This window comes from Gordonia sp. CNJ-863, from assembly GCF_001942325.1.
Lineage (GTDB): Bacteria > Actinomycetota > Actinomycetes > Mycobacteriales > Mycobacteriaceae > Gordonia > Gordonia alkanivorans.
The window spans coordinates 301,579-316,602 of the sequence record NZ_MKKG01000044.1; the positions used below are offsets into that span (position 1 = coordinate 301,579).

The following is a 15,024-nucleotide window of genomic DNA, read 5'->3' on the forward strand; positions in this document are numbered from 1 at the left end:
GCCACCACAGGCTCGACCGGCACAAAAGCCCGGTCGTGCGGAAACTAACAGGACGAACCGACAGATAGATACCGAATAATCCCGTAGTGTCCGATTCCATTCAACAGGCGTAGGGCCGACGTGGCGCGTCAGGGTCCGGAGTACCCCCTAGACTCTGTCGGGTGGACAGCGCCGGACGAGCTCATGTACTGATCACCTTCGGTCGGTCGTTCCTCTCCCTGGAACTCGCACGACTCATGGCTGCGGGTGGCCATCGCGTGACGACCGTCGACTCTATTCCCGTCGCCATCAGCAGATTCTCCAACGCGGTAGGCGAATTCCACCGTGTTCCGCCGCCGAAGTTCGAGCCCCTCGAATACTGTCGTGCCCTCGCCCGGATCGTCGAGGAGAACGACGTCGACATGGTGATCCCGGTGCACGAGGAAACCGACATCATCGCGATGCTCGCCGAACTGTTCCCGCCGACGTGTCGGCTCTTCCTCTCCGACTTCGACATCGAGAACCGGCTGCACCACAAGTACGAATTCCAGGAACTGCTCGTCGAACTCGGAATCCCCACCCGCACATTCGCGCGGGTCGCCGGCCCCGAGGACGCGGGTTCACTCGACTTCGACAAGCCCTTCGCGCTCAAGCGGTGTTACTCGCGCGGTTCGCAGAAGGTGCACAAGGTGCAGCCGGGGGACCCGCTCACCTGGCTCGAGCACGACGAACAGAACCCGTGGGTTGCACAGGAATGGGTCTCGGGCGACAAGTACTGCACCTACTCGGTGTGCCACGAGGGCCGGATCTACGCGCACGCCACCTATCCGGTCGACTACGCCATCGACGGCAGCTCATGCCTGAACTTCCGGTCCGTCGACCACCCGCGCATCCAGGCGTGGGTCGCCGACATCGTCGAGCGCGTCAACTTCACCGGGCAGATCGGCTTCGACTTCATCGAGGACGGACCGGACGAGGACCTGTTCTGCATCGAGTGCAATCCGCGCGCGACGAGCGGCATCATGATGTTCTCTCCGGAGGACGGCGTAGACCGCGCCTTCCTCGGCACCTCCGACCCCGACACCGAGATCATCACTCCCGCACCCGGTGTCGACAAGATGATCGGTGTCGGCATGATGCTCTACGGATGGCGTGCGCCCTCTCGCAACGGCCGGTCGTTCCGTCAGTTCGCACGCGACTTCCGCGGCGCGTCGGATGTGATCACCCGGTCCGGCGACCAGAAGCCGGCGGTCCTGCTCCCGTTCGCCTACGCGGGCATCCTCCGCAGCTGTCTGAAGTACCGGGTCGGGCTCGCCGAGGGGTTCATGCACGACCACGAGTGGGACGGTCTGCGGATCAGCCTCTGAGCCCGGTCCACGGACCGGTTCCACCCGTGTCCCCCAGATGTGCGACACGATCTCCGGCCCTGTCGGCGTAGACTCGAAACCTAGCACCACCTGCGGCGATGGGTCACGTGAGCGGGTTCGGTGCGGGGGAAACGTGCTCGAGGGGGCTCGCTATGTACACATCCAAGATCACTCGTCGTCTGACTGTCGGGATCACGACTGTCGCCGCGGCCGGCGCACTCGCACTCGCCGGTGCGCCCACCGCCGCAGCGGCGCCGGTCGAGGCGCAACCCGTCGTGGGGTCCGTGGCGCTCTGCTTCGGAGTCCCGCTGGGTTCGCTGTCGTTCAACATCTGCATCTGACGGCACGACTCTCCCGTCCCGGGGCCGATGGTCCCCGGGACGTGACAATTCCGTGCCGCTGACGCGCGGAAGTCCTGCTCGGGCAGTGATTCCGCACGTACGATTCACCGATGACGTCGACGACGCCCGAGGTTGACACCGGTACGGCACCGGCACGCGCGCGTGCGATCCTCGTCGCGCTGATCCTCGTCGCGGGCGTGGCCAACATCAACCTCGCGGTGGCCAACGTCGCGCTGCCCGACATCGGCAAGGATCTCGACGCCAGTTCGACGCAGCTGAACCTCATCGCGGTCGGGTACTCGCTGGGTCTCGCGGCGTCGGTGCTGTACTTCGGTGCGCTGGGAGATCGCCACGGCCGCAAGCGGATGCTCGTGTTCGGCATGGCTCTGTCGATCCCGGCGTCGCTCGTGGCCGGCTTCGCGCCGAACGTCGAGGTCTTGTTCGGTGCCCGTCTGGTCGGCGGCATCGCGGCCGGCCTGGCCTTCCCGACGACCCTCGCGGTGATCACCGCGCTGTGGTCGGGTCCCAAACGCACCCGGGCGATCGCCGCCTGGTCGGCGTTCGGCGGAGCGATCTCCGCTCTCGGACCGGTGATGTCGGGTGGTCTGCTGGAGGTGTTCGACTGGCATTCGGTGTTCCTGGTGACCCTGCCGCTGGCGGTCCTCGCGCTGGCGGCGGCATGGAGGCTGGTGCCCGACGACACCGGCGACGAGGCGGCGGTCGTCGACAACCTCGGCGGCATCGTCTCGATCGTGATGGTCGGGGCGCTGGTCCTCGCCATCAATTTCGCCCCCAACAGCGATCAGCGGCTGCAGGTCTACATCCTCGCCGCGATCGCGATCGTCGCCGGTGCCGGATTCGTGTGGCGGCAACTGCGCGTGCGTGTTCCGCTCTTCGACCTCCGCATCGCATCCCGACGCACCTTCTGGGTCGCGGCGCTCGGCGGGCTCATCGTCTTCGGCACGCTCATGGGCGCGATGTTCATCGGCCAGCAGTACATGCAGAACGTGCTCGGCTACTCGACTCTCGCCGCGGGCGCGACGATCCTGCCCGCTGCCGGCGCGATGGTCGTCGTCGCACCGCGGTCGGCCAAACTCGTGCAGAGCATGGGATCACGGTTCACCCTGCTGTCCGGGTACGCCTTCATCGTGCTCGGGCTGGTGTTCGCGATGCTCACCTGGGATCAACACGCCCACTTCTGGCACGTCGGGCTCGTCTACGTCCTCGTCGGCATCGGCGTGGGCCTGGCCGGCACCCCGGCGTCGCAGTCGCTCACCGGATCGGTGCCCGTCCAGCGGGCGGGCATGGCGTCGAGCATGTCGGATCTGCAGCGCGACCTCGGCGGAGCCATCCTGCAGTCGACGCTCGGCGCGATCCTGACGGCCGGTTACGCCAACCAGTTGCGGGAGACGATCGCGAACTCCCCGCAGGCGGATCAGGTCACCGACCAGACCGAGGCGGCGCTCACCAAGTCCTTCTCGAGCGCCGAGGTGCTCGCCGAGCGGTATCCGCAGTACGCCGATCAGATCATCGGCGCCGCCCGGGACGCCTTCGTGCACGGGGACAACCGCGCCTACGGTGCCGCCGCGGCGATCGTGCTGGTGGGCGCCGCCATCGTCTTCTTCTTCTATCCGGATCACGACGGCGAGCGCGCGGCCATGGCCGAGTACGCGGAGCAGCGCAGTCTCTGAGGTCGCTCTCGGCCGGCGCGGGAAAAACGAATGGAAAGTGAGCACGCACGTGTTCTCATTGAGTCATGGAGCGGATACCCACTGATCTGGTGAACGCCGACCTGGCCGTACAGCGATACGGGGAGGCCGGACGAGTCTGGCTCGACCAGATGTGGCTCGCCGATCCCCTCGCCGACGCGGTGGCGGCCGACTCGCATCCGGGCGGGTCCACGACCACCGTGCTCCGGAGAGCGCTCGCCCACGGGATCGGATCGCTCGACGAGTCCACCGAGTCGATGCGGGCGCTGTTCGCTTTTCTCGACGACGAGCCGGACTGGGTCGACCACGATCGGATGGCCCGGGCCGCGGACGCGCTCATCGTCAACACCGCGCCGCTCGGCATCGTGCTGGGCGCGGCTTCGCTGGTGCGCGGCGCGGGAAACACGATCGCCGCCAAACCCCTTGCGATCACCGGACGCTATGTGTCGCAGCCGGCGATGCGGTCGGTGGAGGTGGGGGAGTGGCTGAGTCAGGTCATCACCCCGGGCGGGATGCGACGCGACGGAGACGGTTTCGCCTACACCGTGCGCGTCCGCATGATCCACGCGCACGTCCGGCAGATGCTGTGGAAGCGCGGCGACTGGAACGAAAATGCTTGGGGTGTACCGATTCCGCAGCCGTACATGGCGTTCACGATCGCCGAGTTCGGCCACATCGCGATCGACGCGATGCACACCCTCGGGGTCCGGTTCACCGACCGTGAGCTCGAGGACATCTACCACCTCTGGCGTTACGTCGGCCATGTCGTCGGGATGAGTCCCGAACTCGGCCCGACGTGCGAGGCCGATCATGTCCGCATCGAAGAGCTGTACCGCCTGACGTCACCGGGACCCGGGCCCGACGATCACGACTTCGTGGTCGCGCTCACCGAGGACTACCTCGTCCCTGAGCTCGCCAACGTACTGCCCGGCCCGCGCATCCTGCGAGATCGATTGGCCACCAACCTCATGTACGGGTTGCAGCGGGTGTTCATCGGCGATGACGACGCCGATGCCCTGGGCATCCCGGACGGGAAGATCAAGCACCTTCTCGGCCGGGTCGGTCCGTCCCTCGCGCTGGCCGGCTCGGCACAGCGTCTGGGCGGCTCACGGCGCGCTCGTGCACGGATCGAGAAGGCCTACCGCGTGCGCGATGCCGAGATGGCCCGGATGCGCGACGACTACCGGGTCACCCATGGTCTGGTCGATGCGGCCGCGAACTCCGCATCGTCGGGCCAGCCGCCGGTTGCCGGGCCGACCGCTCTGCCGCCGAATGCGCCTGCGGCGGTGACGTCCTCGGTCAGGCAGTAGCCGATCGAGGTGGGCTGTGTGAAGGTCCACTTCGTCTGGTCATCGGGGCAGCCGATCGATCCGTCGCCGCGGCTGACAGTCTTGGCGATGACCGTGTTGTCCACCGGGGATGCGCCGCATTCGACCTCGCGGTAGTCGGCGAGCTTTCCGCCGTTGAGCGGGATCTGATAGCAGGTGTCGGTCGCGAAGTTCGGTGTCATGCACAGTTTCTGGTCTCCGCCGGAGAAGGTGAGGGTCGAGGTGTAGTCGGCGGTGCATTCCGCGTCGGACGCCACCTTGTCGGCGGCGAAGAAGGTGAGGCCCTCGGTGCCCTCGCAGTCCTCCTTGGTGGCCTCCACCTTGCCCTCGCCGGCCTCGTCACCGATCTGCAGGCACTCGCCGACGTCGATGTCGGAGGCCTCCTCGACGGTCTGGGAGCCGATGCTGAAGCTGCAGGCCGTCAGGGCGGTGAAGCCCAGACAGGCGACGATGACGGTGGCGCGGCGACCGATCTGCCACAGCGGCCGGCGGGGGCCGGAGACGGGGCCGATCTCCGTGTTGTGCAGGGTGTCGATCTGCTCGGTCGCGAGGTGGTCGGTGTCGGGCTGGGTGTTCTGCGGGCGGGACATGGGGTTTCCTCTCCTGGGCGGTCGTCGTCCGGGGTGCCCGGAGGCGGTTCGACCGCGGGGGTTCGTGTGACAGGAGAAAGAATCGCCCGGTCCGCTTGTGGGGAACTTGGGGTCGACTTGTCCGGACCTTGGACCGTCTTGGACAGAGTTCTCGAATGGGGTGTCAGCGCTGGTCGAGCGACGCGTCGAGCGCCTGGAGCTGCTCCGGCCGGACGTCGCGGAGCACGGCCATGGTGGCGGTGATCGCGAGGTCGCAGGCCTCGTCGATGCCGGCGCCGTCGACGATGAGCGCACGATGCGCGACGTCGAGACTCATGCCCAGCAGCAGAGACGCGAGCGTGTCCGCGCCCGCGGAGATGTCGGCACCGCGCTCGGCGTAGTTCTTCCGCAACCGCGCGGAGATCCTCGGTTCGAGTGCGGCATACAGGCGCCGGTTGCTACCGCCGCCCCCACTGTGTCCCATGAGCACCCGCAGGCCGGCGGGATGGTTCCGGGCGTAGTCGAACAGGCACTGCACCGAATGGCGGGCCCGCGCCCCGTAGGGCATGTCCTCGCTCTCGTCGTAGACGCGGAACATGAACGAGGTGAAGATGTCGAGCTCGCGGTTGATCACGCGGGCGACGAGCTCATCGCGGGACCCGAAGTGTGCATAGAGCGTCACCCGTGTGGTGCCACCGCGTTCGGCGATCGCGGTCATCGTCGCCCGGTCGGCGCCCACCTCGGCGATCACCTCGCAGGCGGCATCGAGCAGTTGTTCGTCGGTCGGACGATTCCGGGTGCTGCGTGCCGGACGGTCCTGGCCGGTGCGGCGCCGAGCGGACCGGCCGGGCCCTCGCCCGTTGGGATCGTGCCCGTTCGGATCGTGGGTGTTCGGATCTTGGGTGTTCGGATCGTCGACCGTGACCACGGCGTCCCCGGATTCGTCGGTGGTGGCGTTCTTCGGCCGGTCTCAGGAGGCCTGTTCCTCTATGGTGCGACCGAAGTATGCGGCCTCCACCATGTCCCGACGGCTGCGCAGGTCGGCGGCACTCGCCGACAGTGCGACCCGGCCGTGATGGAGGACGATCGCCGAGTCCGCGATCCCGAGGGCGAGGTCGATGTGCTGCTCGACGAGGACGACCGCCATCTGGTGCTCGTCGGCGAAGGCGCGGAGCCGCGGGAGCAGATCCTGCACGGCGACCGGAGACAGGCCGAGACTCATCTCGTCGATGAGCAGAACGCGCGGACGCGCGAGGAGTGCCTTGGCCAGGGCGAGCATCTGCTGTTCGCCGCCGGAGAGATTGCCGCACTGCCGCGAGCGCATGGTCTTCAGTTTCGGGAAGTACCCGAAGACTGTGTCGAGATCGGTTCCGTTCTTGCGCTTCGCGAGTCGCAGATTGTCCGATACCGACAGCTTGTGGAAGAGGCCGCGGGTGTCGGGGACCAGGGTCACGCCGCGGCGGGCGTTGCGTTCGATGTGATGGTCTATCGGTTCGCCCAGCGCGGTCACGCTGCCCGACATCAACGGCAGGGCGCCGACGGTGGCGAGCAGAGTGGTCGTCTTGCCTGCACCGTTGGGGCCGAGCAGGGCCAGGATCTCCCCGGCGCGGACCGAGGCGCTCAGACCGCGCACGGCCGGCACACCGCCATAGCCGACGGTGATGTCGTCGAGTTCGAGGACGGGGGACGCCGAGGAGGCGTCGTTCGGCGTGCTCATCGGTTCTCCTCGGGCGCGGCGGTCGTGGTCGGTTCGGTTCCGGCCGCGAGATCGGTTGGCCCACCGGATGACCCGGCCGCATCGAGCTCGGCCACCGCATCCGGGTCCACCTCCGGGCTTCCCAGGTAAGCGGAGATCACCGCCGGATCGTCCTGGATGGCCGCGGGTGTGCCGCTGGCGATGACCTTCCCGAAGTCGAGCACGTAGAGGCGGTCGCAGACGTCGAGGACCAGCGACATGTCGTGGTCGATGAGGAGGATTCCGATGCCGGTGGCAGCGATGCGCCGCAGCTCGGCACCGAAGTCGCGGCTCTCGTGGGTGTCGAGGCCCGCCGCCGGCTCGTCGAGCAGGACGAGTCGGGTCCCGCCGACCAGGGCCCGGGCGACGCCCACCAACTTCTGTTGTCCCAGCGTGAGTTCGCCGGGACGCTGATCGGCGGCGTCGCGCAGACCGACGAGATCGAGTGCGTGGTCGATGGTCTCGGCGGGTGGCCGCGAACCGTTGAGCACGTCCGACACCATCGCGCGCAGGCCGACGGGCTGCACGGCGACGGCCAGGTTCTGGGAGACGGTGAGGTCGGTGAACAGCTCGCCGGCCTGCCAGGTGCGTGCCATTCCGGCTCTACGCCGACGATGCGGCGAGGCCTTCTCGAGGCGTTCACCGGCCAGCGAGACGGTGCCGGTGGCCTTGGTGAACCCGGTGACGGCGTCGACGAAGGTGGTCTTTCCCGCGCCGTTGGGGCCGATCAGGCCGACGATCTCGCCGGAGCCGACGGTGATGTCGACGTCGGTGTTGGCGCTGACACCGCCGTAGCGGACGGAGAGCCCGCCGGTCTGGAGCAGGGTGGTCCGTTCCAGGACGGTCGACTCAGACATGGACACCTGCCTCCGCGCTCTGCGCCGCACCGGGCGCCTCGGGTTTTGGATCCGGTTCTCGGCGGTGCCGTAGGGCCCGGATCTTGTCGCCGAGTTCGGACGCCGCGCCGGCCACGCCGACGGGGTTCATCACCGCCATCAGCAGAAGGCTGCCCGCGGCGATCAGTTCGTAGTACTCGCCGAAACTCAGTGTCTGGGTGAGGAACACATAACCGACGCCGAGCGGGCCGATGATGCCGGCGATGACGGCGCCGGCGAACGAGGTGATTCCGCCGACGTAGGTCATCGCGAGCAGCGTCAGGCCGATCATCACGGTGAACGAGCCGGCCGAGAGCTGGCCGCGGCTGTAGCCGATCAGGCAGCCACCGATGCCGGCCAGGAAGGCCGACAGGGCGAAGCCGAGGAGTTTGGTTGCGGCGACGTTGATTCCGACCGATGCCGCCGCGCGTTCGTTGGAGCGAACCGCGAGGAAGGCGCGGCCGGTGGAGCCGCCCATGAACCGAAGGACCACGAGGGTGGCGATCGCGACGACGACGAGAACCATCAGCGCGAACCGCAGGGTGACGAGGTTGGTGCCGTCGCGCACACCGAGGTCGATGCCGAAGAGTGTCGGGTCGGCGATCATGTTGCCCTCGAACGCGGTGATGGCCGGGTTGTTGAACACGAAGCTCTGGATCGCCAGTGCCGCGGCCAGGGTCACCACTGCGAGCTGCGCGCCGCGGATACGGAGGGCCGGCACGCCGACCAGCACGCCGAGTCCCGTCGCGATCAGTGCGGCGAACAGCATGCTGAACGGGAACGGCACATTCCAGTTGGTGGTCAGCTTCGACAGGGCGAATCCGGCGGCGCCGGCAAAGGCCATGGACGCCAACGAGATCTGGCCGAGGTAACCGGTCAGCAGGACCAGCGAGAGCGCGATGAGCGAGAGGATCACCGAGGTGACCACGCCGAACCGCCAGGTGCCGGAGGTGAGCAGGATGGCGAGGACGACGGCCGCGACGATCGCCACGGTCGGGATGACCCGGATGCGGGGGATGCGCACCGCAGGCATGCGTACCTCGCCGAGCGAGCCGCGCGACGGGATTCGTCCGCCGAGGAGGAACAACGCGATCACCACGATGACGAAGGGCACGGCGTCGCCGAGACCGGCCTGCGCCCACTCCGGCCACCAGGCCTTGGTGGCGAGCCACGAAATCACCGACTGGAAGGCGCCGAGCACTAGTCCTGCCGCGCAGGCGACCCCGAAGGAGGTGAGCCGTCCGACGAGTGCGACCGCCAGCGCCGGGATGACGAAGAAGGTGTAGCTGGTGACCGTCAGGCCGATGGTGAACGAGGCCAGCACGACGATGAGGCCGGTGGCCGCGCCGGTGATGACCCACACGATGGCGGCGAGGCGGTCGGGGGAGTAGCCGGACAGGCGGGCGGCCAGTTCGTCCTCGGATCCGGCGCGCGTCGCGACCCCGAGCGTGGTGAGACGGAAGTAGGCCCACAGCAGCAGGGACACCGCGATGGCGACACCGGCCAGGATCAGGTCGGAGACGTTGACGACGGCACCGGCGATGTCGACGGTGTCCTCGGGCAGGATCGACTGGGCGAACAGATTTTCCGTGTCGAAACGCAGCTGGACGAGGGCCTGGAGGAAGAGCATGAGGCCGACCGACGCGACGACTTGTGCGAGCACGGGCGCGTGTCGTAGGGGACGGAAGACGAGGACGTGGGCGAGCAGGGCCCAGACCACCGCGCTGACCACGCCGAGGGCCAGAGCGAGTTCCATCGACGTGGGGTTGTCCTCACTGCCGATACTCAGGGTGCCGATGGGCAGGACGAGACTGCCGTCGGTGCGCAGCGCGGCGACGAGATAGACCGAGTAGAGACCGATGGCACCCTGGGCGAAGTTGATGATTCCGGTGGCGGCGTAGATGCCGACCAGAGACGAGGCGAGTACCGAGTAGATGGCACCCGCGGCTAGCCCGAGGAAGGCGAACTGGAGGAACTGGCCCATGTGCGTACTCATTCGTTCGGCGCGTGTGCATCTCACGCGGACGGATTGCGCGGACGGGTGGGTGGGTCACCCGGGAGAACGGTCGGGGAGCGGGTGGTGGGGATGGGCCCCGGGTGCGGGGCCCATCCCCACCGTGTCGTGCTCGGTTACGCGGCGCCGGGATGAGCGCGAGCGCGGCCGGGAGCGGGGTGATGAATCCCCCGGTGGCGGGCTCGGTCTTCTTGTCGGCGACGACGTTGAACAGCAGCATCTCGGTGGTGCAGTTCGGGCTCGTCGGCTTGCCGCAGTTGAGCTTCGGTCCGATGAAGGACTGGTAGTCCTTGACCGCCTTCAGTGCGCCGAGGATGCTCGGGCCGGTGTAGTCGCTGAGCTCGGCGTTGCCGACGGTGGTCGCGAAGTCGGCGAGGATCGAGAAGGTGCCGTAGGCGTAGAAGCCGGCGGTGCCGCTCTGGTCGTCGATGAACTTCTGGGCGGTCTCCAGGTTGCCCTTGACCTCGGCCGGGGTGGAGTCGAGCGCCGGCGTCTGCCAGAACGGTGAATACGTCTGCGCGCCGACGGCCTGCTGGCCGAGGGTGTCGATGAAGTCGGTGCAGGCGGCCAGGAAGATGGTGCCCTCGAACTTCACCGAGCGCAGCGACTGGGCGAGCTTGGTGCAGACGTTGTCGTTGGGTGCGGTCATGAGACCGGCCGCGTCGGGACTGCCCTCGGCGAGCTGGCTCGCCAGCTGCGTGAAGTTGGGTCCGGCCGGCGGGTAGTACACCGACTTGACCTCGATGCCGAGCTGCGCGCCGAGCGGCTTCATGAGGCCGTCGAAGACCTGATGTGCCTGCGGCAGATCGGCATTCGCGAGCGTGAGTGAGTTCTTGCCGTCGGCCTTCAGCTGCTGCATGAAGCCGACGAGGAACGCGGCCGGCGGCGGTCCGAAGTACACACGGTTGTCCGCCGATGCGCCGGTGATGGTGCTGAACGGGATCTGGCCGACCAGCGGGATCTTCGCGGCGGTCAGGATCGGCACGGCGGCAGCGGATTCGGCGTTGAATCCGTCGATCGCGGCGACCACGCCGGCTTCGACGAACTGGTTGGCGCACGACACCGTCGACTCGGGTGCGGTCTGGTCGATACCGCAGTCGATGATCTCGATGGGGCGGCCGTTGATGCCGCCGATCTGGTTGTTGATGTAGTCCACGGCCGCCTGCTTGCCGGTGGTGACACCGGGCTGGGTGGCCGGGCCCTTGGAGGGGTTGAACAATCCGACCTTGATGGCTTCGCCGGAGGCCTTGGTACCGCTGGAATCCGCGGCGGAGCCATCCGATCCGCCGTCGTCGCTGCTACATGACACGACGGAGAAGATGCACGCCGCGGCCACGGCGACCGCCGCCAGCCGTCCGGCTCCTCGAGAGTTCGACAAACGCATGTTTCGACTGCCTTTCGGCGATGGTCTCCGGGCACGACGAAGCAGCCCGGGAAGCGGGCACGGCGACATCGCCCCGGCGGGGCTTGAAGGTGAGTGAGTTCGTTAACCCAGTCGTCGGACTGGATGCGAGATTCGGCACCGTCCGCCCAGTTCACGGGCGGTGAGTCCACCTCGGGTGTGACGTGGACCACCCGAAAATTAGCCGTATCCTTACTCTGGTGTCAAGCTGTTCGGGCAAACTGGACACACACTGACGCCCACGACACGACGAGATGGCGCGTGCGGGTGAGTTCGCAACGCGCAGTGGGACAAACGATTCAGTAAGGGAAAGCGGAAAGCGCCGTCAGTGAACGGTGACGCCGCCGTTGTCGTCGACGGTCACCCGGGCGGTGTAAGCCCGAACGAGATCGAGGCGCTGCCAGGAGGCGCGTCCCGGTCGCTGGTCGTCGAGCGGGTAGCCGGCGGGATGCGCGGTCGCAACGAGGATCTGGCGACGCTGCGCGTCGGACAGTGACGGGAAGGCGGGTGAGATCATGTCGACGGCCTGCTGTGGCACCACCATTCGATGCGTGGGCGAGGCGACCCGGCCGAAGCCGTACGTGAGGCGGTCGGTGTAGATACGCTTCGCCTCGTCGTCGGTCAGATACGGGGTGTCCTGGTTAATGCAGGTGGACAACGGAGCACCGCAACGCCATTCGAGTTCACGACGGATCTCGGTCGCGGAGGCGCGGAGCAAACGCTTGAATTCCGGGTCGTTCCACCGGTCGGCGGCCGCGGCTTGGCCGACCATGGCGCCGCCGATCACGTCGAGCGGGTAGTGCACGCCGAGTACGACGCGGTGGTAACCGCCCTCGGAAGCACGGGTGAGGAACTGCGGGGCGAACTCGGGAAGCATCAGCGCGAGAAGCGTTCCGCGCCAGAAGAACATGCCCGCGTGTCCGGAGGGGAAGGACGGGTTGGCCCCGAGGGCGTCGTACTCGTTTTCGTCGGTGCGCGTGTACTTCCGGATTCGCTTGGGGGCGACGACGAACGGGCGGTCGTTGCCGAAGACGTACTTCTCGACCAGCGTCGTGTTGGCGATGCCGCCACCGCGGGCCAGGTAGTCGCTGAAGATCGACTTGGTCTTGGGCAGGCGACCGGCAGCCAGTGCGTTCCGGAAGTGGCTTCCGAGTTTCTGTCCGAACGCGTCGGACATCGTCACGAGCGGATCGTCGTGGGCGTCGGTGAGTGCGCGCCGCTGCAGGGCGGGGTCGTCGGCCGCGGCCTGGTTGATGGCCACGACCTTGTCGAGGTTCTGCGCCATGATCTCGGGGTGGTCCCGTCGCAGCGCGCTGAACGTCTCGATGGGCTGCAGGTAGACGCCGCCGGGGAACGACGAGACGTCCGACGGATAGAGCCGGACGAGATCTCCGGTCGGGAACGGCACCGGTGTGGGCTTCGCGGGGGCGGCCTGTGTGGGGGCGACCAGCGCGACGGTGGCGGCGACTGCGGCCGCGGTCGCGATGACAGGCGCGAACATCCGCGTGAGGGTCCGCCGGCGTGGGCGAGGTGCGGCGGTCCTGCGGGGTCGGGCGACGCTGTCCGAGATCACCCCACGATCCTAGATGTTCCTTCGCCGGACGAACGGCCGTGACCGTCAGTGGTCGGATTCAGCAGGCCGGGCTACCCGGGAACGCCGGCACGCCGAGACCGCAACCGACCGCGGTCACCGCGCGGATTCGGGCCTCGGGATTGCGCCGCTCGAGTGCGGGGATCAGGCCGTTGGTGACCACCGTGGTCTTCGCTGCCGGGCTCGTGGCCGCCGGGTTCAGCACCCCGCGCTCGCGGGCGAAGTTCACCAGCTCGTCGTAGACCATCGAGAGGGCTGCCTCGGTGGTGCGGTCCTCCGCAGCGAGATCGTGGAAGTCCACGCCGGTCTCGTATTCGTGGCGCACCGCATGCGGTCCCTGATTGCAGGCGCGATCGAGCAGGTCGATGTCGAAGGCACGGTGTCGCGGCGTCGGTGGGGTCATCGTGGCCCGGTCGGTGCACGTATGGTGCGAGATCCGGTCGCCGAGGGCGTGGATGTAGATGCCGATACGCGCGTTTGCCGACTGCTTACCGACGTAGGAGTCGAATCGCTCCGAGGTCACCCCGTCGGTGATGACCTGGCGGCCGGTCACGTTCTGGAAGGGGAGCGTGACCGGATAGGCGACGCTGTACTGCCCGGTGATCTGGGCCGGGTTGTTGCGCCCGCCGTAACACGTTGTTCCGGTGGCAAAGTCGCCGCGCGCGGTCCGGTCGGTGAAACCGCCGGTGCACAGGGGTGCGTCGCTGCCGGGGCCTTCCATGGCCCAGCGCCGGATGTGGGTGAGCATCACCTCGTGCCGCGGATCGTTCACGTTGGGTCGCAACCCGTTCGGTACCGGCGATCGCGGACCACGCATCGTCGGCAGCACGTGGAAGAGGAACCCGCCGGTGTTGAAGTGAGTGCGCACGAGACCGCTGATGTCCTTGGTGGTCAACGCGGCTGCGTTCGGGACCTTGTTGCTGCGCATGTCACGGGGCGCGAAGGTACCGAGGTCGGTGGCCTCGCTGTAGGCGGCGATCCAATAGGCGTCCTGCAGCGAGAAGCCCACCTTACGCGCCATGATGTACGTCGAATCGGTGTGCACCAGACTGCGTCCGCCGAGCGGTTGCTGCAGCGTGTAGCCGTAACGGATGGCGCCGCGGATGCCGCACAACGGATCGTCGCCGTTGTTCGGCGGGCAGGCGAACGGCAACGGTGCGCAGTTGTGAGGTGGTGCTCCCGGCGTGTAGCAGATGTCCTCGGCGAAACCCCGGGCCGTCGGCGGTGATGCCACGATCAACGACGTCGCGGCCAAGACCAGTGTCAGCGCGGAGACCGCGAGAGTACGTGGCCAGAGCCTGATCTGGAGGTGTCGGGTGGGGCGCATGCTGATCCCTCCTGCAAGGATCAGCTCATCGTAGGTTGGGTCATGCCCGTGCACTGTGGCTTTCGGGAACTGCATCGGAAGCCGTCACGAAGATGCGCCCCTGACAACGCCCTCGAAATACGCCGTCCACAGTTGGACCGGCGACGTAGTCAGTCGAGCGGAAGCCCCTGTTCGAGAAGATCGATCGCCCGCAGGGTCGTCTCGATCTGCAGATCCGCGGGGTTGTCGTCGCCTTCGGTCGCGAGTCGGAAGGTCACCCCGGCCACCGCGTCGAGGAACACGCCGAGGGCGAAGTCGTCGGCGTCGCGACCGAGGTAGTCGGCGATGAGTTGCCGCATCCCGGTCATCATCCGCTCGGACTCGGCCTGGAAGGTTTTCTGCAGCAGGGGTTCCGACCGGATCAGCTGCATCCGAAGCGGATTGCCGACCCACGGGTCGTCGACCGTGAGGCGGTGGAGTTCGGTGAACAGACGCCGGATGAGGTCGAAGTGGCCGAGTCCGGGCGGCATCGACTCGACGATCGCTCGGGCCTCGGTCTCGAAGTGTTCTCCGCCGATCACCACCTGTTCCTTGGTGGGGAAGTAGCGGAAGAAGGTCGTGTGGGAGACGCCCGCGGCCTCGGCGATCTGCTCGACGGTCGTCTTCGCATAGCCGTGTTCGGAGATGAGGCGAAGCGCCGCTTCGCGAATCGTGTTGCGGGTCCGCGCCTTCTGCTGCTCACGTAACCCGGGCCGACGCCCCGGGCTGTTGCCCGGGGCGTCGGTGGTGGATGGAGCGCTGGACACGG

At 67.5% G+C, this 15,024-nt stretch carries 11 protein-coding genes and 2 pseudogenes; 4 read left to right on the forward strand and 9 right to left on the reverse strand.

Going from position 1 to position 15,024, the window contains the following annotated elements; translation table 11 throughout:
* Positions 1-161 precede the first annotated feature (161 nt).
* The 4 genes from BJF87_RS19705 to BJF87_RS19720 all read left to right on the forward strand — a co-directional run bounded on the left by BJF87_RS19705 (position 162) and on the right by BJF87_RS19720 (position 4,706).
* The gene (locus tag BJF87_RS19705) at positions 162-1,346 is read left to right on the forward strand and encodes an ATP-grasp domain-containing protein (RefSeq protein ID WP_075863754.1); all 1,185 of its coding nucleotides are present in this window, start codon (positions 162-164) and stop codon (positions 1,344-1,346) included.
* A gap of 152 nt (positions 1,347-1,498) precedes the next feature.
* The gene (locus tag BJF87_RS19710) at positions 1,499-1,687 is read left to right on the forward strand and encodes a hypothetical protein (RefSeq protein ID WP_006357159.1); all 189 of its coding nucleotides are present in this window, start codon (positions 1,499-1,501) and stop codon (positions 1,685-1,687) included.
* Positions 1,688-1,797: 110 nt separating this feature from the next.
* The gene (locus BJF87_RS19715) at positions 1,798-3,378 is read left to right on the forward strand and encodes an MFS transporter (protein ID WP_035752973.1); all 1,581 of its coding nucleotides are present in this window, start codon (positions 1,798-1,800) and stop codon (positions 3,376-3,378) included.
* Positions 3,379-3,443: 65 nt separating this feature from the next.
* Positions 3,444-4,706, forward strand: a complete 1,263-nt coding sequence (locus tag BJF87_RS19720; RefSeq protein ID WP_035752970.1) for an oxygenase MpaB family protein — start codon at positions 3,444-3,446, stop codon at positions 4,704-4,706.
* Here BJF87_RS19720 and BJF87_RS27130 read toward each other — a convergent pair.
* The 9 genes and pseudogenes from BJF87_RS27130 to BJF87_RS19765 all read right to left on the reverse strand — a co-directional run.
* A pseudogene (locus tag BJF87_RS27130) lies at positions 4,661-5,314 on the reverse strand (hypothetical protein); the annotation flags it as partial. The gene BJF87_RS19720 and the pseudogene BJF87_RS27130 sit on opposite strands and share 46 nt — an antisense overlap.
* 163 nt (positions 5,315-5,477) lie before the next feature.
* The gene (locus BJF87_RS19730; RefSeq protein ID WP_006357163.1) at positions 5,478-6,221 is read right to left on the reverse strand and encodes a TetR/AcrR family transcriptional regulator; all 744 of its coding nucleotides are present in this window, start codon (positions 6,219-6,221) and stop codon (positions 5,478-5,480) included.
* A 42-nt stretch (positions 6,222-6,263) separates the two neighbouring features.
* On the reverse strand, positions 6,264-7,010 hold the full coding sequence (locus BJF87_RS19735; RefSeq protein WP_035752968.1) for an ABC transporter ATP-binding protein: 747 nt from the start codon (positions 7,008-7,010) through the stop codon (positions 6,264-6,266).
* A complete protein-coding gene (locus BJF87_RS19740; RefSeq protein ID WP_006357165.1) occupies positions 7,007-7,885 on the reverse strand; it encodes an ABC transporter ATP-binding protein in 879 nt (292 codons plus the stop codon). Before BJF87_RS19740 ends, BJF87_RS19735 begins: the two co-directional genes overlap by 4 nt.
* Positions 7,878-9,887 carry an ABC transporter permease gene (locus tag BJF87_RS19745; protein WP_006357166.1) on the reverse strand — a complete coding sequence of 670 codons (2,010 nt, stop codon included), beginning with the start codon at positions 9,885-9,887 and terminating at the stop codon, positions 7,878-7,880. Before BJF87_RS19745 ends, BJF87_RS19740 begins: the two co-directional genes overlap by 8 nt.
* 157 nt (positions 9,888-10,044) lie before the next feature.
* Positions 10,045-11,301 (reverse strand): annotated as a pseudogene (locus tag BJF87_RS19750) (ABC transporter substrate-binding protein); the annotation flags it as partial.
* Between the two features lie 343 nt (positions 11,302-11,644).
* Positions 11,645-12,820 (reverse strand): phosphatase PAP2 family protein, encoded by a 1,176-nt coding sequence (locus BJF87_RS19755; protein WP_035752963.1) that lies wholly within the window; start codon positions 12,818-12,820, stop codon positions 11,645-11,647.
* A gap of 130 nt (positions 12,821-12,950) precedes the next feature.
* A complete protein-coding gene (locus tag BJF87_RS19760) occupies positions 12,951-14,237 on the reverse strand; it encodes a hypothetical protein (protein WP_006357169.1) in 1,287 nt (428 codons plus the stop codon).
* A 149-nt stretch (positions 14,238-14,386) separates the two neighbouring features.
* Positions 14,387-15,022, reverse strand: a complete 636-nt coding sequence (locus BJF87_RS19765) for a TetR family transcriptional regulator (protein WP_075863755.1) — start codon at positions 15,020-15,022, stop codon at positions 14,387-14,389.
* Between the last annotated feature and the right edge of the window lie 2 nt (positions 15,023-15,024).

Excerpts from the sequence above, each read along its gene's own strand:
- BJF87_RS19745 (WP_006357166.1), bottom strand. The coding sequence starts at position 9,887 with ATGGGCCAGTTCCTCCAGTTCGCCTTCCTCGGGCTAGCCGCGGGTGCC.
- BJF87_RS19755 (WP_035752963.1), bottom strand. The coding sequence starts at position 12,820 with ATGTTCGCGCCTGTCATCGCGACCGCGGCCGCAGTCGCCGCCACCGTC.
- BJF87_RS19760 (WP_006357169.1), bottom strand. The coding sequence starts at position 14,237 with ATGCGCCCCACCCGACACCTCCAGATCAGGCTCTGGCCACGTACTCTC.
- BJF87_RS19710 (WP_006357159.1), top strand. The coding sequence starts at position 1,499 with ATGTACACATCCAAGATCACTCGTCGTCTGACTGTCGGGATCACGACT.
- BJF87_RS19735 (WP_035752968.1), bottom strand. The coding sequence starts at position 7,010 with ATGAGCACGCCGAACGACGCCTCCTCGGCGTCCCCCGTCCTCGAACTC.
- BJF87_RS19715 (WP_035752973.1), top strand. The coding sequence starts at position 1,798 with ATGACGTCGACGACGCCCGAGGTTGACACCGGTACGGCACCGGCACGC.
- BJF87_RS19740 (WP_006357165.1), bottom strand. The coding sequence starts at position 7,885 with ATGTCTGAGTCGACCGTCCTGGAACGGACCACCCTGCTCCAGACCGGC.
- BJF87_RS19720 (WP_035752970.1), top strand. The coding sequence starts at position 3,444 with ATGGAGCGGATACCCACTGATCTGGTGAACGCCGACCTGGCCGTACAG.